Origin of the sequence: Flagellimonas sp. S3867, assembly GCF_014698935.1 — a bacterium.
Classification (GTDB): domain Bacteria; phylum Bacteroidota; class Bacteroidia; order Flavobacteriales; family Flavobacteriaceae; genus Flagellimonas.
This window is the reverse complement of sequence record NZ_JACVMN010000002.1, coordinates 836,736-859,955: the sequence shown is the minus strand read 5'-3', so window position 1 is coordinate 859,955 and position 23,220 is coordinate 836,736. Positions and strand designations below refer to the sequence as shown.

Here is a 23,220-nt window from a genome sequence, read left to right as displayed (position 1 = left end):
AAATTTGATAATCGGCTACAAACAAAAAAGGAGCCAATATGGCTCCTTTTACACTTCGTATAATCCGTTTACTTGGACATAGCTCCTTTTATGGCTCCAACAATGGCCATGATAACGCCACCACCAACACCACCTCCGGCAATGCTTCCAAGAATTCCCGTGACATCCATTCCGCCATCGGTCCCTAGACCAAGCATACCTAAAAGATATCCGCCCAATCCACCACCAAGGATTCCGGAAATGGAATTGCCCAGTGTCCCAAGATTGAGTTTTGGTAATAGTTTTGCTGCTAAATTACCTCCAACGGCGCCCGAAATTAGTTGAATAATCAACGGTAAGTACTCTTCCATATTTATAGTTTAAATGGTTAATTCGCAGAAATTAAGCATTTTTTTGTGAATTTGATAAAATCAATTGGCAAAAAATTGCGATTTTCTAACATTTAATCACCTGGATTTCATTTTCCGCAGTTTGTTCCTGCGCCTACTTATTCATACCTTGATCAAAAGAATTTAACCCTGATTTCGATGAAAAAACTTTTTACTTTCTGCCTCATTTTTATTTTCCAAAGCTCCATCGCCCAACAATCTGCAACTATAGCTGATCAGGTAATGAATGGCTTGGTTCAAAAAGCCAAAATGGCCGAAACCTCATTGGTAAAAAATATTCCCATAGAAAATATTGGCCCATCGGTGATGAGCGGACGGGTAGTAGATTTAGAGGTGAATCCGAACGACCCTACAGAATTTTATGTGGCCTACGCTTCAGGTGGGTTGTGGCATACCTCCTCTAATGGAATTTCGTTTGACCCGATTTTGGACAATTCGAACACCCAAAATATTGGAGACATTGCTGTGGATTGGAAAACAGGAACTATTTGGGTAGGAACCGGGGAAAACAATTCATCACGTTCATCCTATGCCGGTATCGGCATATTAAAATCAACCGACAGCGGAAAGACTTGGCAAAACGTGGGACTACATGATTCGCACCATATTGGCAGAATCTTGGTCAACCCAAATAATGCCAACGAAGTTGTGGTCGGGGTTACCGGTCATTTGTATTCCCCTAATCAAGAAAGGGGCATTTACAAAACCATGGATGGAGGTAGCACATGGACACGAACACTTTTTGTAAACGATGCCACGGGAATTATAGATGTTGCCCACGCACCCAATAACTTCAACATTCAATATGCCGCTGCATGGGAAAAAGATAGAAAGGCCTGGAATTTTTCAGGAAATGGCGCTGCTTCTGGAATCTATAAAAGTGTAGACGGCGGTGCAAGTTGGACTTTGGTCACTTCCGAAGGAAGTGGTTTCCCCACGGGAGATGGTGTGGGCCGAATTGGATTGGCGGTTTTTGACGATGATACTGTGTATGCCGTTCATGACAGTCAATTTAGAAGAGATGAAAAATCCGCCAAGAAAAAGGAAGGCCTGACCAAGGATGATTTTAAATCCATGAACACGGAGGCGTTTCTTGCCTTGGAGGAAAAAAAGCTGAACGACTACCTAAAGACCAATGGTTTCCAGGAAAAATATCGCGCCGAAAACGTAAAACAAATGGTTAGAAGTGGGGCGGTAAAGCCCATTGATCTTGCTAAATATTTGGAGACTGCCAATTCACTTTTATTTGATACCCCAGTTGTTGGGGCAGAAGTTTACCGAAGTGACAATGCAGGGACTTCTTGGAAAAAAATTAACGAGAATTATATTGATGATCTCTTTTACAGTTACGGCTATTATTTTGCCCAAATCCGGGTAGATCCCAATAACAAAGATCACATTTATTTGGCTGGGGTTCCCTTGATCAAGTCCGAAGATGGAGGAAATACCTTTACCTCCATTGGAAAAGAAAACGTACATGCCGATCATCATGCGCTTTGGATAAATCCACAAAAACCGGGGCACCTTATCAATGGAAATGATGGAGGCGTCAACATTACCTATGATGATGGAGGTAATTGGATGAAAAACAATTCGCCAACCGTGGGACAATTCTATGCCATCAACATCGACCATGAAAAACCCTATAATGTGTATGGTGGATTGCAGGATAATGGTGTTTGGAAAGGAGCTCATAATAGTGAAGAAAATAGACATTGGCACCAGACCGGAAAAAATCCGTGGAAGATGATCATGGGTGGGGATGGTATGCAAGTACAAATTGACAACAGAAATTCCAATATTGTTTACACTGGCTTCCAGTTTGGAAATTACTATCGATTGAATCTGGAAGATGGAAGCCAAAAATACATTCAACCCAAACATGAATTGGGTGAATCTCCGTATCGGTTCAATTGGCAAACTCCCATATTGCTCTCTAAGCACAATCAAGATATTTTGTATTTGGGAGGCAACAAATTACATCGTTCCTTAAACCAAGGGGATGACTGGGAAGCCATTTCCAACGATTTGACTCAAGGTGGTAAAAAAGGAAATGTAGCTTACGGAACGCTTACCTCCATTTCAGAATCTCCATTCAAATTTGGTTTGATTTATGCGGGTAGTGATGATGGTTTGATCCAGGTTACAAAAAATGCAGGTGGTAGTTGGGAGAAAATATCCAATTCCTTCCCAAAAGATTTATGGGTAAGTGAAGTTGCTGCATCCAAACATAAAAAGGAACGAGTTTACGCCGCCTTGAACGGCTATCGCTGGGACGATTTTACTCCTTATATATATATGAGCGATGATTATGGGAAAAGTTGGAAAAATATTTCGGGCAATATTCCGACCTCGCCGATCAACACCCTGGTTGAAGATTCTGAAAATGAAAATCTGTTGTTTGCAGGAACAGATAATGGGCTGTACGTAAGTTTTGATCGCGGTGCATCATGGGAATTATTTCAAAATGGAATGCCCAATGTGGCGGTGCATGACCTGGTAATTCAGCCCGAGGCCAAACATTTATTGGTTGGCACACACGGCCGAAGTATCTACAAAGCGGATATTGCTTCCCTACAGCAGATAAAAGTCGATGTGCTTTCCAAAGATTTGGTTGTTTTTGATGTTGAAAATATTGAACATTCTAAAAATTGGGGCAATGCCTGGAGTTCTTGGGCCAAACCAAACACCCCTGGGCTGGATATCAATTTTTATTGTTCAGCATCCGGACCTTGCACAGCCAAAGTAATGACCGTTAACGGAACAGAAGTGAGCTCCACAGAAATGCAAGCCAATAAAGGATTGAACCTTTTGTCATATGACCTAGCCTTTTCCAAAAAAGGAAAAAGCAACTTTCTCAAAAAGAATAAAATGAAGTTGGAAGAAGCAAAAAATGGAAAAACTTATTTGCCCCAAGGCAATTATGTGGTTGAAATCTCTGTAAATGGAAATACAGAAAAAATTGAATTCAAGATAGAATAAATGAGATACTTTTTATGGGTTTTTCTGGTGATGCAATGCTCGCTTTATGGGCAAGAGCGTCCCCAACTTTTCTTTCGGGAAGATTTTAAGGAAACCCCTGCTGAAATTCCAGTAAGCCAAAAACATATCAGCAATACGGATGTGGTCATCAATTTATATGGTGAAGATTCGGACCAACTCAAAAAAAGTCATCATGATACACCGAAAGATGACCCCTATTATGTGTGGTCGGGATTATGCAGAAGCACTTGGGCAGTCACATTGAAGCATCGGTCAAAATATGTTGACCTTTCCCGGTTTGGAAAGATTAAATGGCGCTCAAAACAATCTGGCTTTCGTCAACTTCGAATTGTACTCAAACTGCCAGATGAATCTTGGTTGGTCAGTGATGCTTCTGATGGGCCATCAACCGATTGGAGAGTTCGAGAGTTCAATATTTCAGATATTAAATGGAAGTCTTTGGATATGGAGCTGATCGCTGAAACAAAACTGGTGCAAAATCCAGATTTGACCAAAGTAGAAGCAATCGGGTGGACAGATCTAACAGTTGGCGGCAATTCTGATGCATGTTCACGGATAGATTGGATTGAGGTATACGGTTATCCCGTGGAAAAATAAAAGCGCAAGAAAAAGACAACCAACAATATTGTCAGCACCATTCAAACCAATCATAGGGAAAAGTGGTGGCTAAGCTATTTATAGCTTGATATAGTAAAAGTACTATCGGTTTTAAAATTGCTAATTTTAAGGTATGATAGTGGATATTCAACAGTATTTTAGGAGGCATTCAAGGTACAATAAGCTGGTTGGCGACGACTATCTTTTTGTTGAGTATAAGTGTCCTATAGATGTTGAAAATTTTCAATTGTTCACAGATTCCCACATCATTAATTATGTGATAAGTGGCAGAAAAGATTGGTTCTCTCCGGACCAGACTTTTGAAATACAGGGTGGAGACGCTCTTTTTGTTCGCAAAGGGGTTTACACTACGCGTCAACACTTTGAAGTGGATTACTGCGTGATGCTCTTTTTTATCAATGATACTTTCATAAACAACTTCTTTCGAGAACATCCCTCCTTAAAGATTCCCGCCAAACAGAAAGATTATGATCAAATCTTTGAAATTGATATAAATGATTCTTTTGAATCTTTGATTCATAGCATCTTCAATTATTTTAAACAAGCTGGTGAGATTCCAAAAAGTTTGGTCGAAATAAAATTCCGGGAACTGCTGTTCAATATCCTACTGAATCCCAAGAACCAGATGTTGGTCGAATACCTGTATTCCCTTAGCAATTCTGAAAAAGCCGATATGGAATACATCATGCTAAAACACTTTCAGTATGACCTCGGCTTGGATGAATTTGCAAAACTGTGCGGTCGAAGTCTTTCTACATTCAAAAGAGATTTCAAAAACCATTTTAAACAAACCCCGGGCAATTGGATCAAAAACAAACGGCTTGAATGCGCAAAGACCCTGCTTCATCAATCAACATTGAGCATCAATGAAATCTGTTATGAAAGTGGGTTTAAAAATCCATCACATTTCAATAAAGCGTTTAAAGAAAAGTACCATCTGCCACCTCAACAATTCAGGTCTTCACTCCCATAGTTTTACTTTTTAGATTTCCTTTTTTTGTTTGACCCTTAAAACAAATAGTTTGGACTTTTAGGGAAATCCAAAGCAAACACATTGTCCCAATTTTGCATTGTAATCAAATAGCAAAATCATGGAAAATTTTAAATTAAAAGAAAGTAAGAATCTAATAAGCAGCATTTTTGTTTCAGCTATGCTCTGTTTGTTGGCAACAACTGCCAATGCACAGAAAAATGACCTATTGGTGTTCAACCACAATTTTGAAACACGCAGTTACCGCTCATTATCAACAAATCCTAAAAGTGATTATCTCGTCAAGGTATCTGAAAAAGGACAATCGGCCTATCTATCGGCATTGCAACAGAGGGTAATTAATTTTGACATAACCAAGCTTGAAGAATATTCCATCGAGGAGCCATCGACCTACAATGTGGTTTTTAAAGAAAAAAAAGCTTCGGTCTACGCCAAGTATGATAAGAATGGAAACCTTGTTAGCAGTATTGAACGGCATGTGAATATTAAAATTCCATCGGCCATAAGTCAGAAAATTGCAAAACAATTTCCTGGGTGGTCCTTTGAAAAGAGCATTTATTCTGTGAAATACCATAAACACTCGGGTTCTGAAAGAACCATAAAGGTGTTTCTTAAAAAAGGTGGCCAAAAAAAGATAGTAAAAATGGAATTGGATTAATGAACAAAAAGGAGCAGGGGAATACCCTGCTCCTCATAATTTAGTCCGTTATTTTTTTGAGCTTGATATTTCGAAACTTTATGGTTCCATTACCCATGGCTTGAAGTCCGATATGCCCTTCCATCAAAGTGTCTTTTTCTATACTTGAGGTAAGCACATCATTCACATAGACCTGGATGTTACCCTCTTTTGTAATAGCTTTATAGGTATTCCAAACGTTCAAGGTCTCCACAATTTCATAGGGTTTTACTTTTGTCACTATAGATCCAGTTCTAAAATCCTGGTTAGGGTGCAAATCCCAAATATTAAGTTCGTGACAGTCTTCGGCAGACATTTCTGGCAGCGCGCACTGAACAAAGACGCCTGAATTGATTGTACTGTCAGGTTGAAACTCCAAACTCAATTCAAAATTTCGATATCTGTCATTTGTGATTATAAAACCAGAGGTGCTATCCGCTATTCCAATAAGTTCGTTGTTCACAAATTCCCATTTTGAGTCTCCATCAACGAACCATGCTTCGCTATTTTCTTCAAAAAGTGACATTGTTTTGGACTCTCCCGACTTGCATCCAAGACAAAAGACAAAGGAAACTGCCATTAACAGTATTCCTGCAAAAAAGATTGATTTTTTCATTGGTTTTTATTTAGCATTTTTACTTCCAATATGGAAAAGGGCGTCACCTTGATTTACCACCGCTTGATTATTAATACAAAAGACATAACCTTCAAAAGGAGCCTTTACTTTTTTATTCTTTTTGGCATATGTATCTGTGACCAGACCCAAAATCTGACCTTTGGCTACCTGCTCTCCATTTTGCACCTCTGGAACAAACATTCCTGCTCTTGGAGCTCTCACCCATCTCGTATATTCCAAATGAACCGATGCTTTCTGTTTTGAAGTTCTTTTTTTGGTCATCATTCCCAGTGCAGTGAGCACATTTTGGATTCCCTCTGCTCCTTCTTGAATAGATTGCTCATCAAACCGCATACTTTCCCCAGCCTCAAAAACAATGGTCGGGATACCCATTTTAAGTGTTGTTTTTCTAAAAGAACCTCTGATCAATCGAGAGGCAAAATAGAATGGGGCATCAAAAGTTTCAGCCAGTTCCTTGCTCCGATCATCTTCTTTCGAATATCGTATCTGCGGAAAATTGTGCCGTTGACTTCCACCCGTATGCAAGTCAATGCCAAAATCGACCTGAGGTAAAATCTCCGAAGTATAAGTATGCGCAATTCTGCTTGCCAAGGAACCTGTCCTTGTGCCCGGAAAGCTTCGGTTTACATCTTTTCCATCAGGCACGTCCCTTGAAAAATGGATAAACCCAAAAATATTGAGGATTGGAACCACGATAACAGCTCCTTTTTTTATGTTGAAAACATTTTCTTGAAGCATACGTCTTAAAGTTTCCACCCCATTGATCTCGTCACCATGCAATCCTGCTTGAACCAGCACTGTTGGACCTGCTTTTTTGCCATTAAAAACATGCACCGGAATATCGATAAGTGTTCCGGTGGGCAGGCGCGAAATTCCAATGCGGACCAAGCTGTTTTGTCCGGGGGAAATGGCTTCGCCATTTATGGCTATTGTCTTATTTTCTGCTTCTATGCCCATTTTTTTCCACAAATTGAATGATTTGTTGTGCCACATTAACGCCCGTTGCACCCTCGATGCCCTGAAGCCCGGGCGATGCATTTACTTCGATCAAAACCGGACCTTTTTTGGAGCGCATGATATCTACACCCGCCACACCCAGTCCTAGATATTTGGTCGCATTTAGGGCAATAAATTGCTCTTTGGCTGTGGGCTTAATTGCCTCAGTCTCCGCTCCCCGGTGCACATTGGACCTGAAATCATCCAGATCACTTATCCGTTTCATGCTTGCCACAACCTTGTTGCCAACAACTATGATTCGGATATCTTCACCATTGGCCTCTTCGATATATTTTTGGAGTAAGATGCTCGTATCCATTTTGTAAAAGGTATCGATTATGGATTTTGCGGATTTTTTGGACTCCGCTAAAATAACCCCGCTTCCATGCGTGCCCTCTTGAAGTTTAATAATTACCGGTGGCCCTCCCAATAATTCTATCTGCTCGCCAATATTATGTGGATTGATGGAAAATAGTGTTTCTGGAATAGGGATTCCCTTCCGGGCCATGATCTGCAGCGTTCTTATTTTATTTCGAGCCCGCATTATACCCAATGATCTTGCCGTACTAAACACATTGTTCATTTCAAATTGTTTCACAATGGCCGCACCGTGCTTGGTAACCTTGGCCCCAATTCTTGGAATAATGGCATCAAATTCATCCGTTACATTTTCCTCCCCCAAATAAATTTGAGGTTTGCCCTCACCCAATTTCACCGAGCATTTGGTATGATCTATCAATTCGACATAATGACCTGCTTTCTGCCCTTCTTCCACAATTCTTTTTGTAGAATGCACATTGAGGCTAACAGATAGAATGGCAATATCCAATTAGTTTGGTTTAGTTATAAAACGACCTTAATATCGGATAAAATTTGCAGAATTGCCTTGAAATTGAAATTTTAAGCCATAAATGCGACCAAGTTTTGTAGGCCATAGAAATCCTTTTCAATCAATTGGCTGAATAAACTAACATACAGCTTAAAATCGGTCTAAATAACCCATTTTACAAGGTTTAATGCTTGTTAAAAACTAGGCCGTGCCGTAAATTTGTATATAAAACCAACACTAATGAGTGGATTGATAAAATCTTCGATTGCCCGTAAAGTAGTGATGGCACTTTCGGGACTTTTCCTAGTATCTTTTCTTGTAATACACGTCACCATCAACCTAGCATCCGTAATCTCTCCAGATTTTTTCAATGAAGCATCCCATTTCATGGGCTACAATGTTTTGGTGCAATATATCATGCAGCCCATTTTGATTGCAGGAGTCATTGTACATTTTGTAATGGGTTTTGTTCTTGAGATTCAAAATAGAAATGCCAGGGGAGTAGGTTATGTTCAATACAAAGGCAGCGCTAATGCGCCATGGGTATCTAGAAACATGATTTATTCAGGATTGGTTATTTTGGCGTTCTTGGGACTTCATTTTTATGATTTCTGGATTCATGAAATGACCTATAAGTATATTGAAGTGAGTCCTGAAAATCCAACACGATATTATGCCGAAACCGTAGAAAAATTTGCTCCTTTATGGCGTACAATTATTTATGTGATTTCATTTGTGTTACTGAGCTTGCATTTATGGCATGGCTTTTCTTCATCGCTTCAAAGCATGGGGGTCAACAACAAGTATACCCCAGCACTAAAAACTTTTACAAAATTATTCGCAGTAGTGGTACCATTAGCATTTGCTTTTATCGCTTTATACCATCACCTTAACCCAATAACACATTAATTATGGGCATATTGGATTCTAAAACTCCATCCGGTCCTTTGGCCGATAAATGGACCAAGCATAAGAATGACATTGATCTTGTAAACCCCGCTAACAAAAGAAACATTGATATCATTGTTGTGGGAACAGGATTGGCAGGTGGGGCCGCAGCGGCAACTTTGGCCGAATTGGGTTATAACGTAAAAACATTCTGCTATCAAGATTCACCACGACGAGCACACTCCATTGCCGCCCAAGGTGGAATCAATGCCGCAAAAAACTATCAAGGCGATGGTGATAGCCATTACCGATTATTCTACGATACCATTAAAGGTGGTGACTACCGATCCAGGGAAGCAAACGTGTATCGTTTGGCCGAAGAATCCGTAAACATCATAGATCAATGTGTGGCACAAGGAGTTCCTTTTGCACGTGAATATGGCGGACTTTTGGACAACCGCTCCTTTGGAGGGGTTTTGGTTTCCAGAACTTTTTATGCAAAGGGACAGACAGGTCAACAATTATTGTTGGGTGCATACGCTGCCATGAACCGTCAAATCAACCGTGGAAAAATCCAAGCCTATAACCGTCATGAAATGATGGATTTGGTTTTGGTTGATGGAAAAGCTCGTGGAATCATTGCAAGGGATTTGGTTTCCGGTGAAATCCAAAGACACAGTGCCCATGCCGTGGTTTTGGCCACAGGTGGATATGGGAATGTTTTCTTCCTTTCCACAAATGCCATGGGAAGTAATGTAACCGCAGCATGGCGAGCACACAGAAAAGGTGCGTTTTTTGCCAATCCTTGCTATACACAAATTCACCCTACCTGTATTCCTGTTTCAGGAGAACATCAATCCAAACTGACCTTGATGTCCGAATCCCTTCGGAATGATGGCCGTATTTGGGTACCCAAACGCAAGGAAGATGCTGTTGCCATCCGAGAAGGAAAATTGAAACCCACACAACTTGGTGAAGAAGAGCGCGATTATTATTTGGAACGAAGATATCCTGCATTTGGTAATCTCGTACCTCGCGATGTGGCTTCAAGGGCAGCAAAGGAACGTTGTGATGCCGGATTTGGTGTCAACAAAACGGGAGAAGCTGTTTATCTTGATTTTGCTGCTGCCATTCAACGTTACGGAAAAGAAAAAGCACTGACATCCGGTATTAAAGATCCGGATAAGGAAACCATAATCAAATTGGGAGAAGAGGTCATAGAAGCCAAATACGGAAACCTCTTCCAGATGTATGAAAAAATTGTGGATGAAAATCCATATAAAACCCCAATGATGATCTATCCCGCGGTACACTATACTATGGGCGGACTTTGGGTTGATTATAACCTGCAGACAACCATTGAAGGCTGCTATTGTGCCGGTGAGGCCAATTTTAGCGATCATGGTGCCAACCGTTTGGGAGCTTCGGCATTGATGCAAGGTTTGGCCGACGGTTATTTCGTTCTGCCATACACCATTGGCGATTATCTTTCCGATGATATCCGAACCGGACCTATTCCAACAGATTCTCCGGAATTTGATGCCGTGGAAAAAGAAGTGCGTGACCGTATGGAAAAATTGATGTCGGGAACTGGAATCCACTCTGTGGATTATTACCACAAGAAACTGGGCAAGATCATGTGGAACAAATGTGGTATGTCCAGAAACGAAAAAGATTTGAAAGAGGCCATCAAGGAGATTTCAGAATTGCGCAAAGACTTTTGGGAAAATGTAAAAATTCCAGGAGAAGCTGGGTCCAAAAATCAAGAACTTGAAAAGGCTGGAAGGGTTGCCGATTTTATGGAGCTTGGTGAATTATTTGCCAAGGATGCGCTACACAGAAATGAATCGTGTGGAGGTCACTTCCGTGAAGAATACCAAACCGAGGAAGGCGAGGCACTGCGTGATGATAAAAACTTTAAGTACGTAGCTGCTTGGGAATTTAAGGGTGAACCCAAAGATGCTGAATTGCACAAAGAAGATTTGGTTTACGAAAACATTGAATTAAAGACGCGTTCTTACAAATAAAAGTTATGAAGCTAACATTAAAAATATGGCGTCAAAAAGACGCTTCTTCAAAAGGTCAAATGGTAGATTATACACTTGATGGGGTTGAAGGAGATATGTCTTTTTTGGAAATGCTGGACATCCTCAATGAAGAGCTTATTTCAAAAGGTGAAGAGCCTGTTGAATTTGACCACGATTGTAGGGAAGGTATTTGTGGAACTTGCTCATTGCAAATCAATGGAGAGCCACATGGACCTGACAGATTGATCACTACTTGCCAATTGCATATGCGTAAGTTCAATGATGGAGATACTATTGTTATTGAACCGTTTAGAGCGAAAGCTTTTCCCGTAATCAAGGATTTGATTGTAGATAGAAATGCATTTGAACGTATTCAGCAAGCTGGTGGGTATATTTCGGTCAACACTTCTGGAAATACTGTGGATGCAAATGCCATTCCTATTGATAAGCATGCGGCTGATGCGGCCATGGATGCTGCAACCTGCATTGGTTGTGGTGCCTGCGTAGCTGCCTGTAAAAATGCAAGTGCCATGCTATTTACCTCCGCAAAAGTTTCTCAGTTCGCTTTATTACCTCAAGGACAGGTAGAGGCTGCAGACCGGGTACAAAACATGGTGCGTCAAATGGACTTGGAAGGTTTTGGGAATTGTACCAATACGGGGGCTTGTGAAATCGAATGTCCTAAAGGCATTTCCTTGGAGAACATTGCACGCATGAACCGTGAGTATCTTTCAGCTTCCGTTAAGGGATAAGGAACGTAACCGAAAATAGAATATTGAAAAAGCCCAAATTCCAAATGGAGTTTGGGCTTTTTTAATGCTTTAACTCTTAGCAATCAACATCCTCGAAATCCAAAAACCAGGATTACCTCAAATTCAATGGCATCAGAAATGATATCATCTTTGACACTCCCGATTATTCCTTTGGATTCGTAACTGATGCCCCATCGTGTTCTATCAATTATAAATTTTGATTTAAGCATAGTTTCATTGGGTCCTTTTTCCCAGGTAGAACTAAATTTTATGGGTCTGGAAATTCCTTTTATGGTTAACAAAGCATCAATTTCTATCTGCCCATTGTCTCCATGTTTTATTTGGCGGATCTCCAATTTAGCCTCTGGATGTTTTTCAACATCGAAAAAATCTTGATGCTTTAGATGGGAAACCAACATTTCATTGTATTTACCATCGGTATTCATTATGCTGTTCATATCCACAACAAATTTTCCTCCAGATATTCCATCCTCATTCATAGAAATCTCCCCGCTTGAGAACTTCACAGTGCCGTAATGTTGGTTAAACTTAAAAAGATTGGATCCTTTCCACTTGATCACACTCTTTGCTGTGTCAATTTTTATAGTACCTTGTCCTTGCGCTATTGAAATAGTGCTAATGCTTACCAATAAGATGATGATTTTTTTCATTGTCCTGATTTTGGGACAAAACTAGCATTGGGCAACTCCCAAGTCGTGAATAAAATGTAAATGAAGTGCAAAAAAATGCAATTTTTCGCCTGCGAAATTTTATAAAAATGAAAACGCTTACTTATCTTATTTTTTCATTCTTTTTGATAGTGCTTGCATTTGTAATAAGCGGTTATGCAACAAATGATACTAATGAATCTTTCTCAAGTCTGGCCAAAGTTGCGTTAAGAAATACTGGTAACACATTGTTATTGCAAAGCAATGACTCTACCTCCCTGGTTTTGCCAGTGACTCAACCCAAGAAAAATAGTTTTGAACTATCATTTCAAAAAGAGCTATCAATAGCACCGGATAGCCTAGTAAAAGCAATCACAGAAAATTTTGATGCTTTAGAACTTCCTAATGAATACTTGGTAGAGGTAATCGATTGCAAAAGCCAAGAGGTCTCCTACAGCTATTCTGCATCCAACAACGAAGAAAAAAACATCGTTCCCTGTTTAGGACGGGAACTACCTATAGGTTGTTATGCAATTAAAGTGTCTTTCAGCAATAATGTTACATTAATGGGATTAAATTTTGGGCCTTCTTGGTATGCGTTGGTTCTTTTGGGAATAATGGGCATGGCTTTACTTTATTGGACGAAAAAGAGACAGGTAACGGAAACGCATGGTGCATTGACATTTATGGCCATTGGGGATTATAAGTTCTATAAGGATCAAAATGAATTGGTAAAGAATGACTTAAATATTAAGCTTACTTCCAAAGAATCTGAATTGCTCCAAATTTTTTGTGCCAATCCTAACGAAGTGGTAAAGCGTGATTTTTTATTAAAAGAGGTATGGGAAGACAAGGGTGTCTTTGTCGGTAGAAGTTTGGACACTTTTATTTCAAAACTTAGAAAGAAATTTAAGGAGGATGATCATATAAACATTCTTAACGTTCATGGAGTGGGGTATAAATTGGAAGTTTTAAAGAAGCCCTGAAAATAATCATTATCAATGTCCAAAAAGTACCCGGAAGAACGTATCAAAGTTCCTCGTTTTAATGAGGAATCTGGTTTTTACACTACTCCTGAGCGCTCCAAAATCATGGGTAAGATCCGTGGTAAAAACACCAAGCCGGAACTGGCTTTCCGGAAAGCGTTGTGGGCAGCTGGTTATCGCTATCGTATCGATTATAAAAAGCTCATTGGTAAACCGGACATTGTCCTAAAAAAATATAAGACCGTGATTTTTATTGATGGCGAGTTCTGGCATGGTCACAATTGGGAAGAACGTAAACGAAAAATAAAGACCAATCGTGAATTCTGGATTCCGAAAATCGAACGCAACATTCAACGAGATCAAGAAGTCAATTCTGCCCTTGAGGAAATGGGCTATACCATATTCCGATTTTGGGAAAGCGAGATAAAGAAAAATCTGGACGCTTGTTTGCAAAAAGTCCTAAAGTCATTAAATAGCCATTCCATTGATGAATAAAATCAAATCCAAATTGCCTAATGTGGGCACCACCATATTTACCACTATTGGTCAGTTGGCCAATGCTCATAATGCAGTGAATCTGTCCCAGGGATTTCCCAATTTTGATCCTGACCCAAAACTTTTGCAGTTGGTGACTCAAGCTTTTACCAAAGGCTACAATCAATACGCCCCTATGCAAGGTGCCTTTTCTCTTCGTGAAACGATATCGGAAAAGATTGAAAGCTTATATGGAAAATACTATCATCCAGAATCTGAAATCATAATTACCGCCGGCGCCACACAGGCCATTTTTACAACTATTTCGACATTTGTTCACCCCGGAGATGAGGTGGTTGTGATTAAACCGGCTTATGATAGTTACGAACCTTGCATCGAACTTTTTGGTGGTAAAATTGTTCAGGTAGCTCTTGAGGGTAATGCTTTTAAAATGAACTGGCAGAAATTTAAATCCGTAATTGGGCCCAAGACCAGAATGGTGATCATTAACACCCCTCATAACCCTACGGGCACTATTTGGTCTGAAAACGATATGCTACAACTTCAAGAAATTCTTAAGGGAACCGACATTCTCCTGCTTAGCGATGAGGTTTATGAACATATTGTTTTTGATGGAAAACAACACGAGAGTGCTGCCAAATATACTGACTTGGCTTCACGAAGCATTATCTGTTCTTCGTTTGGAAAAACCTTTCATGCGACGGGATGGAAAATGGGATATTGTACGGCACCCAAACCATTGATGCAAGAGTTTCAAAAAGTGCATCAGTTTAACGTTTTCTCCGTGAACCATGCTATCCAAATTGCGTTGGCTGAGTATTTAAAATATCCAGAGCATTATTTAAACCTTGGAAACTTCTATCAAGAAAAAAGGGATTACTTTTTAAATGCCATCCAAGATTCCCGTTTCAACATTGCGCCTTCCGCCGGCACTTATTTTCAGTTGTTGGACTATTCAAATATTACGAAAGAGAAAGACACCGATTTTGCAGAACGATTAATTAAGGAACATAAACTTGCGAGTATTCCGGTTTCTGTGTTTTGCGGAAAAGACTATGATAAAAAGTTCCTTCGCTTTTGCTTTACGAAGACTGAAGACGTTTTAGATCAAGCTGCTGAAATTTTACTTCAGATCTAATTGTCCTTCGACAGGCTCAGGATGACATTCGTGAAAATTTGTACAATTAGTGTCAACCTCTTAATTGTACTTTGATAAACTCAGAACAATCTAAGAAGTAAAATCTATAGTTGTTTTTTGACAATTCTAAAAATTTCCAAGATATCATCCAGCGCTAAATCAAAATCCTGGTATTCGGGAGAAGTATTTAAGTTTTGACATTGAATAGCTTTTTTTGAAGCATTGAAACCGGTCACCTTTTTGCAAATAATTCTGTCTTTGCAAACAAGAACATATGATTTGTTAATCATTATGTTGTTTTCTTTGGTAAAGTTCTCCTTTCTTTTTTTAACTCCCAATACAATAGCTTTATTCGGAATTGCATTGATACTTCCATCGTTCATAGAATTACCAGAGACTTCGAATGCCTTAAGCGGGTCATCTTCTAAAAAATCGATTATAAAACCTGTTTTATATGGACTATTGCCCAAGCGGGTTTCTTCTAGGCTTTCTATATAGTTCTTTTGGCGCTCTACCAATACCAAAGGTGTTAAAACATGGTGTTTATTATCCTCCATTGGATAGAAAATGCAACCGTGCTTTATAAAGGCTTTTTGCTCGGCATAAGTTTCATGCTCTTCTTGCAAATACAATTCGGGAATACTCAGGTCGAAGTAAGCCGCAATTTTAGACAGATTTTTGGTTGGAATATTGGCATTTTTTTTCTCATAATTCTGAACAGTGCGCAGGCTTACCCCAACAACTTCTGCCAATTGGGTTTGACTGATGCCTTTTTTACGTCTTAACTGCTTAATTGTTCGCATACTTTTCTTGAATATGTGTAGTTATTTTTCGTATATTTGAATCTGCGCAGCTAGGATATACATTTCTGTAATTGGGTTACAGACCAAATATAGAAAATAGGATTTGACCCCGACACATTAATTGATAAACCACAAAAAACATCAATATGGGTTCAGTCAAAAATTTAGGTCTTGTGATCAACATCGACAGAGTATTTTCCAAAGAGGATTTCGGAAAACCGATTAGCGAACAACTCTCTACCGCCTTACGAAGAAATGTCACCAAAAACGATTATGCCAATATTGCTTCAAGGAGCAATGTGAGTTTTTCCACTATTAGGGATGTGGTGTACAGGACTAATAGTTTAACAAAGTCCAACGCAATGGCCATTTCTCTTTTAATACATGCCGCTTATGAAAACTCTATCGCCTTTAAGCTTCAAGCACAAGGAGATACAATGTTTTTAAATACTTTTTTAAAGGTTTAAGCGCATTAGCCAATCGGTTTGTTTGTCCTTCCCAATATAATAGGGGTGAGTATCAAACTTTTGAAAGCCATGTCTAAGGTAAAACCGGACTGCTGCTTGGTTTTTTTGCCAAACGCCTAGCCAAACATAGTTCGATGCTTCATTGCGTGCTATTTGTATCACTTGTTGAAGCAGCCAATTTCCAATGCCCTTGCCTTGAAATTGTTGTATCACATATATTCGTTCCAATTCTAAGGATTGGTCATCTTTAATATCACTTTGGGCTGGTCCTTTGTTCAGTTTTAAGTATCCGATAAGTTCATGTCCACTAAACACGAAGTAAAACCGTGTGTTCTTGTTCTCCAACTCCGAGCGAAGCCTTTCACTACTGAACGCTTCATTGATGTATGACTCAAAATCGGCGGGATTGTTGTCCTTTTCAAAAGCATCGATAAAAGTGGCTTTGGAAATCGTGACCAATTTTTCCAAATCCTCGATAACACAGCGCTGAAGCTTTAATTCCATTATACCTTTTTACTTTTCAAATTAAACCAAAAAAAAAGAGCCAGACATAATGCTGGCTCTTAATTTTAGTTAGGTTTAATAGTATTAAAGCATGAAAAGCTTTTTAATCAATAGTATAAATCCTGTAAAAAAGTCGTTTCTGTAAACCTGGACGGTATCGTCCAATGCGGTTTGGTTAAGTCTGGGTGCCATGCTGTTGATTTTTATGGTGTTAATTTGGGAAAAAATTCAATACTATCAAAACTAAATACAACTATTTATACTAAAAAATGTTTGTTGTGTAACTATTCTATTTTGTTGTAAGAAAAAAGTATTTAATCGTGAAGATTACGGGAAGATGATTCGACGATGAAATGTTAGATAGCCGTCCGGTGGCTATTGGGCGATCCGGATTTATTAAACAATCAATTTTCTTGTAGGTAGAATCTCCTCAAATAATGTAATGGGCTAGTGGAACCAATAATGCAACCGTACTATACCGCTTTTGGAGTATCCAAATCAGCCTGCTTTTTGATTTGTGTCATGAAGCTCAATGCCTTTGCTCCAAGCGCATAATTGGTTTAAAATAGGCAACAGTCTTGCCCCTTTTTCCGTTAAGGAATATTCTACCCTTGGCGGAGTTTCTGCAAAAGATTCCCTAACAACAATGCCCCTGAGTTCCATTTCCTTGAGTTGATCTGCCAAAACCTTTCTACTGATTTTGTCGATTCGAACAGCTAGTTCTCCAAATCTCAATTTTCGATCGGCTAACATATACACAATTATGGAAGTCCATTTATTTCCTATGATATTCATAGAATGGGTGATAGGACATTCATTTGGGTTCTCGATTAACTTTCTTGTCATATTAGTTACCTCTAGGTTACTACTTTTCTGTTTACAAAAATACAATAATCTATTTTATATACTAATAATAGTTACTTTTGGAAACTAATAAATATGAAAATTATAAATGAAATTATTTGACACATACCAAGTAGGGAAATTAAACCTGAATAACAGAATTGTAATGGCACCTCTAACAAGGTCTAGGGCCATTAACAACATCCCTAACGCGCTAATGGCAAAATATTACCAACAACGAGCAAGTGCAGGGCTCATTATTTCCGAAGGCACCTCGCCATCGCCCAATGGAATTGGATATCCGCGTATTCCCGGGGCCTATTCAAACGAACAAATTGAGGGATGGAAAAAAGTAGCGGATGCCGTACATTCCGAAGGGGGCAAAATATTTGTGCAACTTATGCATACAGGCAGAATTACGTCTAAAGCAAATATGCCTGAGGGAAGCATCACACTTGCGCCATCGAGCATTCAGGCAGCAGGAGAAATATTCACGGAAGAGGGGACGGCTCCACATGAAATGCCAAAAGCTATGACACTGGAAGACATAGAAGTTACTCAAAACGAATATGTCCAAGCCGCCAAACGTCTGGTAAACGAGGCAGGTGTTGACGGAGTGGAGCTACATGCTGCCAACGGATATCTAATGAACCAATTTATCAATCCAAGGTCCAATCAAAGAGAAGACCACTATGGAGGGTCGGTAGAGAACAGGACCAGATTTGTTTTGGAAACGGCCCAAAAGGTGGCAGACGAAATTGGGAATGACAGGGTCGGCATTCGTATCTCTCCTTATGGAGCATTCAATGATATGCAATCGGACTACGCTGAACTTGATAATACCTTCATTTATTTAGCCAAAGAGTTGGCCAATATTGAAGTGTTATATGTTCATGTAGTGGACCAACGTGTAGCTTTCGGGGCGCCTGATTTTACAACTGATATTAAAAAGACCATTAAGGAAAACTTCAAAGGAGTTGTTATATCCGGCGGAGATGTGAATACAGCCGAAAAAGGTGAGGCTATTATAGAAAATGGTTTGGATTTGGTTTATGTTGGTAGGCCCTTTATTTCCAATCCTGATTTGGTAGAAAAACTTCAGAACAATGCCGAACTGGTAACACCTGATTTTGATACCTTCTATACTCCTGGAGAAAAGGGATATACCGATTATTAACCAATAGATTGGAAATAAAATAAAATGGATCCATTAAAAAATCTCAAAGAATTAAAACTTGAACTGCCCGAAGTTTCCACTCCGGGTGGTTCATACGTTCCGGTAAACATTAGAGGGAATATTGCTTATATAGCAATCCAATTACCAATTAAAAACGGAGCTTTCTTTTATCAGGGTAGATTGGGAAATGAAATATCAACCGAAGAGGGTTCTAGCGCCATGGAACATTGTGCGTTAAACGTTCTAGCCCATATAAATGACAAGATTGGTTTTGATAAAATTGTAGGGTTAAACCATATAGATGTATACTATCAATCAGCTGAAAATTGGGATGACGCGCCAAGGGTTGTGGATGGTGCTTCGGACCTATTCTTAAAGGTTTTGGAAGAAAAAGGCAGACATTCCCGGGCAATTTTTGGTGTTGAAAAGTTGCCATTTAATTTTAGCGTAGGGTTAACCGCTTCATTTACATTGACCGAAGAATGGAATTAGGATAAGAGATTAACCAGCATCGAATGCCCTTTTAAAATAAAATGTTGTATTTGCTAAACTACCATCTCGGGTGTCTCTCCACTAACTTCAAGCTTGCCTTCTGTGGCCTGAACAATTTCCTCAACGGAAACACCCGGAGCTCTTTCCAGAAGTTTAAATCCATTTTCGGTGACTTCCAGAACGGCCAAATTGGTAACAATCTTCTTTACACAACCCACTCCAGTTAACGGAAGTGTGCATTTTTTGAGCAATTTGGATTTTCCAGCTTTGTTGGTGTGCATCATGGCCACTATAATATTTTCTGCTGAGGCAACGAGGTCCATTGCTCCTCCCATGCCTTTGACCATTTTACCGGGAATCTTCCAATTGGCTATATCACCATTTTCGGCTACTTCCATGGCACCCAATATGGTTAGGTCAACATGCTGACCTCGAATCATTCCAAAACTGGTGGCAGAATCAAAAAAAGATGCTCCAGGAAGGGTTGTTATGGTCTGCTTACCTGCATTGATGACATCGGCATCTTCTTCGCCTTCAAATGGAAATGGACCCATTCCCAAAACTCCATTTTCACTTTGAAATTCAACACTGATATCTTCTCGAACAAAATTGGCAACCAAAGTGGGAATGCCAATGCCCAAGTTTACGTAGTAACCGTCTTTGACTTCTTTTGCAATTCGCTTTGCGATTCCGTTTTTATCCAACATAGCTATCCTTTTTGTCTTACGGTTCTTTGTTCTATTCGTTTTTCATATTTCTCGCCTTGGAAAATGCGTTGGACAAATATTCCGGGTATATGGATTGCATTGGGGTCTAAACTGCCAGCGGGCACCAATTCTTCAACCTCAGCCACTGTTATTTTGGCCGCACCACACATGCACGGGTTAAAGTTTCGTGCTGTTCCCTTAAAAATTAAATTTCCAGCTTCATCGCCCTTCCAGGCTTTTACAAATGAAAAATCAGCTTGATAAGCCGGTTCCAACACATACATTTTTCCATCAAACTCACGGGTTTCTTTACCTTCTGCAACCTCTGTTCCGTATCCTGCCGGAGTATAGAAAGCAGGAAAACCGGCTTGGGCAGCCCTGCATTTTTCTGCCAAGGTTCCTTGTGGGGTAAGTTCCACTTCCAATTCTCCGCTGAGCATTTGGCGTTCAAATTCATCGTTTTCACCTACGTATGATGAAATCATTTTTTTTATCTGATGGTTTTGCAACAAAAGACCCAACCCAAAATCATCGACACCGGCATTGTTTGATATACAAGTGATATCCATTATCTCCAATTTTACCAATTGCGCAATAGCATTTTCGGGAATGCCGCATAGACCAAATCCCCCTAACATAAAGGTCATTCCATCCGCAACTCCTTCCAAAGCTTTATCTACGTCGGAAACTGTTTTTTTAATCATTCGGTGCTGTGTTTTCTTATTGCTGAAATTACGATATTAATAAAAAAGCCCCAAGGGCAAAATGCAACTTGGAGCTTATTTTTTTAGTTTTAAATAGTCTTAAAAACCGATATCTTCTTCTAGATCATCTTCTGTATCCTGTTCTTCTTTAAGCTCTTCAAGCACTTTCGTACAATCGACATTTATCGACATATCTTCAGGTTCTTCGAATGCATCTTGAGATACGCCTAATTCTTCATTCTTATAATTTTCCTTCATATACAAGGCCCAAATAGGCAACGCCATAGATGCACCTTGACCGTAAGCAAGTCTTTTAAAATGGACAGCCCGATTATCGCCTCCTACCCAAACTCCAGTAACCAGATTGGGCACCATGCCCACAAACCATCCATAACTTTGATTCTGCGTGGTTCCTGTTTTTCCAGCGATAGGGTTGTTCAATTCATAGGGGTATCCTGTGATGATATCCTTGTAAACTCTATCGTTTTTGGCAAAAGTATGCCTCAACCTTGTGCCTGATCCCCCTCTGGTAACACCTTCCATCAAATTAACCATGGCATAGGCAACATCCTTGCTCAAAACATCTTTGGTTTCTGGAACATATTCATAGAGCACCGTTCCGTTTCTATCTTCAATACGGGTGACCATTACAGGTTTTACATATACGCCTTGATTGGCAAAGGTGCCAAAGGCCCCAACCATTTCATATACACTTGCATCGGGGGTTCCCAAGGCAATAGAAGGCACCTCAAGAATCTCACTGGAAATACCCATGCTTTTTGCAATTATGGCCACCGATTTTGGCCCTACTTTATCCATCAACTGAGCGGTAACCGTGTTTACCGAATTGGCCAGTGCATGTTTAAGCGTCATGTTTTTTCCGGAATATTTCCCATCTGAATTTTTAGGACACCATGCTTCCATATTCCCATGCTTCAATGGCTCAATACAATATTGATTGTCGGGTAGTGAATCGCAAGGGGAATACCGCAGCTGGTCAATGGCAGCTGCATACACAAAAGGCTTAAACGTTGATCCCGCTTGTCTAGCGCCTTGGTAAACGTTGTCGTATTGAAAGTGCTTATAATCAACTCCGCCCACCCAGGCTTTAACATGGCCTGTCTGAGGTTCCATGGACATCATCGCTGTTCTTAAAAAAGTCTTGTAATACCGAATAGAGTCCATCGGTGTCATTATAGTATCTTTTTCATAGGAATCGCCGTTCCAATCAAAGACTGTCATTTCTGTTTTCTCATGGAATGTCTTTTCAATTTCCTTTGCTGTTTTCCCTTGACCTTTCAGGACCCTCCACCGGTCTGATCGTTTCATCGCCTGTCGCATTATGGTGTCGATTGCGCCTTTGGTCAAATCCAAAAAGGGAGCTGTTGGGTTACGTTCGGGTGTATTTTGATGGAAAAACTCCGCTTGTAGATTTTTCATATGGGCCTCAACGGCATCCTCTGCATTTTTCTGCATACGGGAATCTATCGTCGTAAATATTTTTAGCCCATCCAAATAGATGTTATATTTTTCGCCATCTGGTTTTGGATTTTCTTTTACCCATCCATTTAACCAGCGTTGCATATACATTCTAAAATAAGTGGCCAAACCTTCCCGGTGTGATTCTGGGTTGTAGTTCAGGTTGATTTCCATGGCCTGAAGTGAATCTCTATCTGCTTCGGTGATATACTCATACCTTGCCAATTGCCCCAATACAGTGTTTCTTTTTTTATGTGTTAGTTCTTCTCGTCGTAATGGATTATAAAGTGATGAGTTCTGTAGCATTCCAACCAGCATAGCTGATTCTTCTAATTTCAAATCTTTGGGTTCTTTTCCAAAATAAATTCTAGATGCTGAACGGATACCATCTGCATTGTTGCCAAAATCATAGATGTTCAGGTACATCCCAATTATTTCTTCCTTGGTATAACTTCTTTCTAAACGGGTAGCAATGACCCATTCCATGGCCTTTTGTTTTATGGTCTCAAATTTGTTTCTTGACCGTACCCCAACAAAAAGCTGCCTGGCCAACTGCTGCGAAATTGTACTAGCCCCTCCTCTTTTTCCTAAAAAGAACATCGCTCGCAGCGTTCCACGCGCGTCTATTCCTGCATGATTCTGAAAGCGGATATCTTCACTTGCAATTAAGGCATCAATCAAATTTTGCGGTAGGTCATCATACGAAACATCGGTTCGGTTATCTTCTAAATAAAATTTCCCCAATGTTTCTCCATCTGAGGAAATAAGTTCCGTGGCCAAATTGGTACTAGGGTTTTCTAAATGCTCAAATGTTGGCATTTCGCCAAATGCCCCCCAAGCTGCCAAAAGAAAAATCAATATGGCAACCAAAACTCCTGATCCGAAGAGAATCCAAAACCATTTAATGAATACGAAGAAACTTTTTTGTTCCTTTTTTTTCGTTTTTGCCAT

The 23,220-nt window shown here is 39.8% G+C and carries 24 protein-coding genes; 13 read left to right on the top strand and 11 right to left on the bottom strand.

Features of this window, described 5'->3' with window-relative positions; genetic code table 11:
• Positions 1–68 precede the first annotated feature (68 nt).
• Complete coding sequence (locus IAG46_RS11570; protein WP_190810509.1) at positions 69–350, bottom strand: hypothetical protein; 282 nt, start codon at positions 348–350, stop codon at positions 69–71.
• A gap of 177 nt (positions 351–527) precedes the next feature.
• On the opposite strand from IAG46_RS11570, the gene IAG46_RS11565 reads away from it, so the two are divergent.
• The 4 genes from IAG46_RS11565 to IAG46_RS11550 all read left to right on the top strand — a co-directional run bounded on the left by IAG46_RS11565 (position 528) and on the right by IAG46_RS11550 (position 5,659).
• Entirely contained in the window at positions 528–3,371 is a 2,844-nt protein-coding gene (locus IAG46_RS11565) for a sialidase family protein (RefSeq protein WP_190810508.1), read from the top strand.
• Entirely contained in the window at positions 3,372–3,989 is a 618-nt protein-coding gene (locus tag IAG46_RS11560) for a hypothetical protein (RefSeq protein WP_190810507.1), read from the top strand.
• A gap of 133 nt (positions 3,990–4,122) precedes the next feature.
• Positions 4,123–4,983, top strand: a complete 861-nt coding sequence (locus IAG46_RS11555; RefSeq protein WP_223826662.1) for an AraC family transcriptional regulator — start codon at positions 4,123–4,125, stop codon at positions 4,981–4,983.
• A gap of 118 nt (positions 4,984–5,101) precedes the next feature.
• Positions 5,102–5,659 (top strand): hypothetical protein, encoded by a 558-nt coding sequence (locus IAG46_RS11550; RefSeq protein ID WP_190810506.1) that lies wholly within the window; start codon positions 5,102–5,104, stop codon positions 5,657–5,659.
• A gap of 40 nt (positions 5,660–5,699) precedes the next feature.
• On the opposite strand, the gene IAG46_RS11545 is transcribed toward IAG46_RS11550, so the two are convergent.
• Genes IAG46_RS11545 through IAG46_RS11535 form a run of 3 tightly spaced genes read right to left on the bottom strand, consistent with a single transcriptional unit; the run spans position 5,700 to position 8,139 of the window.
• Positions 5,700–6,293, bottom strand: coding sequence for a DUF1080 domain-containing protein (locus IAG46_RS11545; RefSeq protein ID WP_190810505.1), 594 nt, complete (start codon positions 6,291–6,293; stop codon positions 5,700–5,702).
• 6 nt (positions 6,294–6,299) lie between these two features.
• Positions 6,300–7,271: a succinylglutamate desuccinylase/aspartoacylase family protein gene (locus tag IAG46_RS11540; RefSeq protein ID WP_190810504.1), complete on the bottom strand. Its 972-nt coding sequence runs from the start codon at positions 7,269–7,271 to the stop codon at positions 6,300–6,302.
• Positions 7,249–8,139: a RimK family alpha-L-glutamate ligase gene (locus IAG46_RS11535; RefSeq protein WP_190810503.1), complete on the bottom strand. Its 891-nt coding sequence runs from the start codon at positions 8,137–8,139 to the stop codon at positions 7,249–7,251. The genes IAG46_RS11540 and IAG46_RS11535 overlap by 23 nt, the downstream gene beginning before the upstream one ends.
• 240 nt (positions 8,140–8,379) lie before the next feature.
• On the opposite strand from IAG46_RS11535, the gene IAG46_RS11530 reads away from it, so the two are divergent.
• The 3 genes from IAG46_RS11530 to IAG46_RS11520 are packed head-to-tail and all read left to right on the top strand — an operon-like array spanning position 8,380 to position 11,806.
• Positions 8,380–9,048 (top strand): succinate dehydrogenase cytochrome b subunit, encoded by a 669-nt coding sequence (locus IAG46_RS11530; protein WP_190810502.1) that lies wholly within the window; start codon positions 8,380–8,382, stop codon positions 9,046–9,048.
• A gap of 2 nt (positions 9,049–9,050) precedes the next feature.
• Entirely contained in the window at positions 9,051–11,054 is a 2,004-nt protein-coding gene (locus IAG46_RS11525; RefSeq protein ID WP_190810501.1) for a fumarate reductase/succinate dehydrogenase flavoprotein subunit, read from the top strand.
• A gap of 5 nt (positions 11,055–11,059) precedes the next feature.
• Complete coding sequence (locus IAG46_RS11520) at positions 11,060–11,806, top strand: succinate dehydrogenase/fumarate reductase iron-sulfur subunit (RefSeq protein ID WP_190810500.1); 747 nt, start codon at positions 11,060–11,062, stop codon at positions 11,804–11,806.
• An 83-nt stretch (positions 11,807–11,889) separates the two neighbouring features.
• Here IAG46_RS11520 and IAG46_RS11515 read toward each other — a convergent pair whose 3' ends face one another.
• Positions 11,890–12,477: a YceI family protein gene (locus IAG46_RS11515; RefSeq protein WP_190810499.1), complete on the bottom strand. Its 588-nt coding sequence runs from the start codon at positions 12,475–12,477 to the stop codon at positions 11,890–11,892.
• Positions 12,478–12,584: 107 nt separating this feature from the next.
• On the opposite strand from IAG46_RS11515, the gene IAG46_RS11510 reads away from it, so the two are divergent.
• From IAG46_RS11510 to IAG46_RS11500, 3 genes are read left to right on the top strand one after another with little or no spacing between them, the layout of a single operon-like run.
• Complete coding sequence (locus IAG46_RS11510) at positions 12,585–13,460, top strand: helix-turn-helix domain-containing protein (RefSeq protein ID WP_190810498.1); 876 nt, start codon at positions 12,585–12,587, stop codon at positions 13,458–13,460.
• 15 nt (positions 13,461–13,475) lie between these two features.
• Positions 13,476–13,955, top strand: coding sequence for a very short patch repair endonuclease (locus tag IAG46_RS11505; protein WP_190810497.1), 480 nt, complete (start codon positions 13,476–13,478; stop codon positions 13,953–13,955).
• The gene (locus IAG46_RS11500; RefSeq protein WP_190810496.1) at positions 13,948–15,093 is read left to right on the top strand and encodes a methionine aminotransferase; all 1,146 of its coding nucleotides are present in this window, start codon (positions 13,948–13,950) and stop codon (positions 15,091–15,093) included. The genes IAG46_RS11505 and IAG46_RS11500 overlap by 8 nt, the downstream gene beginning before the upstream one ends.
• A gap of 104 nt (positions 15,094–15,197) precedes the next feature.
• Here IAG46_RS11500 and IAG46_RS11495 read toward each other — a convergent pair whose 3' ends face one another.
• Complete coding sequence (locus tag IAG46_RS11495; protein WP_190810495.1) at positions 15,198–15,896, bottom strand: helix-turn-helix domain-containing protein; 699 nt, start codon at positions 15,894–15,896, stop codon at positions 15,198–15,200.
• 146 nt (positions 15,897–16,042) lie between these two features.
• On the opposite strand from IAG46_RS11495, the gene IAG46_RS11490 reads away from it, so the two are divergent.
• The gene (locus IAG46_RS11490) at positions 16,043–16,363 is read left to right on the top strand and encodes a hypothetical protein (protein ID WP_190810494.1); all 321 of its coding nucleotides are present in this window, start codon (positions 16,043–16,045) and stop codon (positions 16,361–16,363) included.
• On the opposite strand, the gene IAG46_RS11485 is transcribed toward IAG46_RS11490, so the two are convergent.
• Both IAG46_RS11485 and IAG46_RS11480 read right to left on the bottom strand, forming a co-directional pair.
• Complete coding sequence (locus IAG46_RS11485; protein ID WP_190810493.1) at positions 16,352–16,867, bottom strand: GNAT family N-acetyltransferase; 516 nt, start codon at positions 16,865–16,867, stop codon at positions 16,352–16,354. The two genes, IAG46_RS11490 and IAG46_RS11485, sit on opposite strands and share 12 nt — an antisense overlap.
• A 498-nt stretch (positions 16,868–17,365) precedes the next feature.
• Positions 17,366–17,713 carry a helix-turn-helix domain-containing protein gene (locus IAG46_RS11480; protein ID WP_190810492.1) on the bottom strand — a complete coding sequence of 116 codons (348 nt, stop codon included), beginning with the start codon at positions 17,711–17,713 and terminating at the stop codon, positions 17,366–17,368.
• A gap of 106 nt (positions 17,714–17,819) precedes the next feature.
• Here IAG46_RS11480 and IAG46_RS11475 point away from each other — a divergent pair, with 106 nt between their 5' ends.
• Entirely contained in the window at positions 17,820–18,887 is a 1,068-nt protein-coding gene (locus IAG46_RS11475; protein WP_190810491.1) for an alkene reductase, read from the top strand.
• Positions 18,888–18,911: 24 nt separating this feature from the next.
• Positions 18,912–19,379: a RidA family protein gene (locus tag IAG46_RS11470; RefSeq protein WP_190810490.1), complete on the top strand. Its 468-nt coding sequence runs from the start codon at positions 18,912–18,914 to the stop codon at positions 19,377–19,379.
• A 53-nt stretch (positions 19,380–19,432) separates the two neighbouring features.
• Here IAG46_RS11470 and IAG46_RS11465 read toward each other — a convergent pair whose 3' ends face one another.
• From IAG46_RS11465 to IAG46_RS11455, 3 genes are all read right to left on the bottom strand, one after another.
• A complete protein-coding gene (locus IAG46_RS11465; RefSeq protein ID WP_190810489.1) occupies positions 19,433–20,086 on the bottom strand; it encodes a CoA transferase subunit B in 654 nt (217 codons plus the stop codon).
• 2 nt (positions 20,087–20,088) lie between these two features.
• Entirely contained in the window at positions 20,089–20,790 is a 702-nt protein-coding gene (locus tag IAG46_RS11460; RefSeq protein WP_190810488.1) for a CoA transferase subunit A, read from the bottom strand.
• Between the two features lie 99 nt (positions 20,791–20,889).
• Positions 20,890–23,220, bottom strand: coding sequence for a penicillin-binding protein 1A (locus tag IAG46_RS11455; protein ID WP_190810487.1), 2,331 nt, complete (start codon positions 23,218–23,220; stop codon positions 20,890–20,892).

Bases quoted from the DNA above. Each gene is read 5' to 3' on its own strand.
- IAG46_RS11475 (WP_190810491.1), top strand. From the start codon at position 17,820: ATGAAATTATTTGACACATACCAAGTAGGGAAATTAAACCTGAATAAC.
- IAG46_RS11545 (WP_190810505.1), bottom strand. From the start codon at position 6,293: ATGAAAAAATCAATCTTTTTTGCAGGAATACTGTTAATGGCAGTTTCC.
- IAG46_RS11460 (WP_190810488.1), bottom strand. From the start codon at position 20,790: ATGATTAAAAAAACAGTTTCCGACGTAGATAAAGCTTTGGAAGGAGTT.
- IAG46_RS11515 (WP_190810499.1), bottom strand. From the start codon at position 12,477: ATGAAAAAAATCATCATCTTATTGGTAAGCATTAGCACTATTTCAATA.
- IAG46_RS11465 (WP_190810489.1), bottom strand. From the start codon at position 20,086: ATGTTGGATAAAAACGGAATCGCAAAGCGAATTGCAAAAGAAGTCAAA.
- IAG46_RS11550 (WP_190810506.1), top strand. From the start codon at position 5,102: ATGGAAAATTTTAAATTAAAAGAAAGTAAGAATCTAATAAGCAGCATT.
- IAG46_RS11520 (WP_190810500.1), top strand. From the start codon at position 11,060: ATGAAGCTAACATTAAAAATATGGCGTCAAAAAGACGCTTCTTCAAAA.
- IAG46_RS11530 (WP_190810502.1), top strand. From the start codon at position 8,380: ATGAGTGGATTGATAAAATCTTCGATTGCCCGTAAAGTAGTGATGGCA.
- IAG46_RS11540 (WP_190810504.1), bottom strand. From the start codon at position 7,271: ATGGGCATAGAAGCAGAAAATAAGACAATAGCCATAAATGGCGAAGCC.
- IAG46_RS11510 (WP_190810498.1), top strand. From the start codon at position 12,585: ATGAAAACGCTTACTTATCTTATTTTTTCATTCTTTTTGATAGTGCTT.
- IAG46_RS11555 (WP_223826662.1), top strand. From the start codon at position 4,123: ATGATAGTGGATATTCAACAGTATTTTAGGAGGCATTCAAGGTACAAT.
- IAG46_RS11505 (WP_190810497.1), top strand. From the start codon at position 13,476: ATGTCCAAAAAGTACCCGGAAGAACGTATCAAAGTTCCTCGTTTTAAT.
- IAG46_RS11570 (WP_190810509.1), bottom strand. From the start codon at position 350: ATGGAAGAGTACTTACCGTTGATTATTCAACTAATTTCGGGCGCCGTT.
- IAG46_RS11565 (WP_190810508.1), top strand. From the start codon at position 528: ATGAAAAAACTTTTTACTTTCTGCCTCATTTTTATTTTCCAAAGCTCC.
- IAG46_RS11495 (WP_190810495.1), bottom strand. From the start codon at position 15,896: ATGCGAACAATTAAGCAGTTAAGACGTAAAAAAGGCATCAGTCAAACC.
- IAG46_RS11490 (WP_190810494.1), top strand. From the start codon at position 16,043: ATGGGTTCAGTCAAAAATTTAGGTCTTGTGATCAACATCGACAGAGTA.
- IAG46_RS11470 (WP_190810490.1), top strand. From the start codon at position 18,912: ATGGATCCATTAAAAAATCTCAAAGAATTAAAACTTGAACTGCCCGAA.
- IAG46_RS11560 (WP_190810507.1), top strand. From the start codon at position 3,372: ATGAGATACTTTTTATGGGTTTTTCTGGTGATGCAATGCTCGCTTTAT.
- IAG46_RS11500 (WP_190810496.1), top strand. From the start codon at position 13,948: ATGAATAAAATCAAATCCAAATTGCCTAATGTGGGCACCACCATATTT.
- IAG46_RS11525 (WP_190810501.1), top strand. From the start codon at position 9,051: ATGGGCATATTGGATTCTAAAACTCCATCCGGTCCTTTGGCCGATAAA.
- IAG46_RS11455 (WP_190810487.1), bottom strand. From the start codon at position 23,220: ATGGCAAAAACGAAAAAAAAGGAACAAAAAAGTTTCTTCGTATTCATT.
- IAG46_RS11485 (WP_190810493.1), bottom strand. From the start codon at position 16,867: ATGGAATTAAAGCTTCAGCGCTGTGTTATCGAGGATTTGGAAAAATTG.
- IAG46_RS11480 (WP_190810492.1), bottom strand. From the start codon at position 17,713: ATGACAAGAAAGTTAATCGAGAACCCAAATGAATGTCCTATCACCCAT.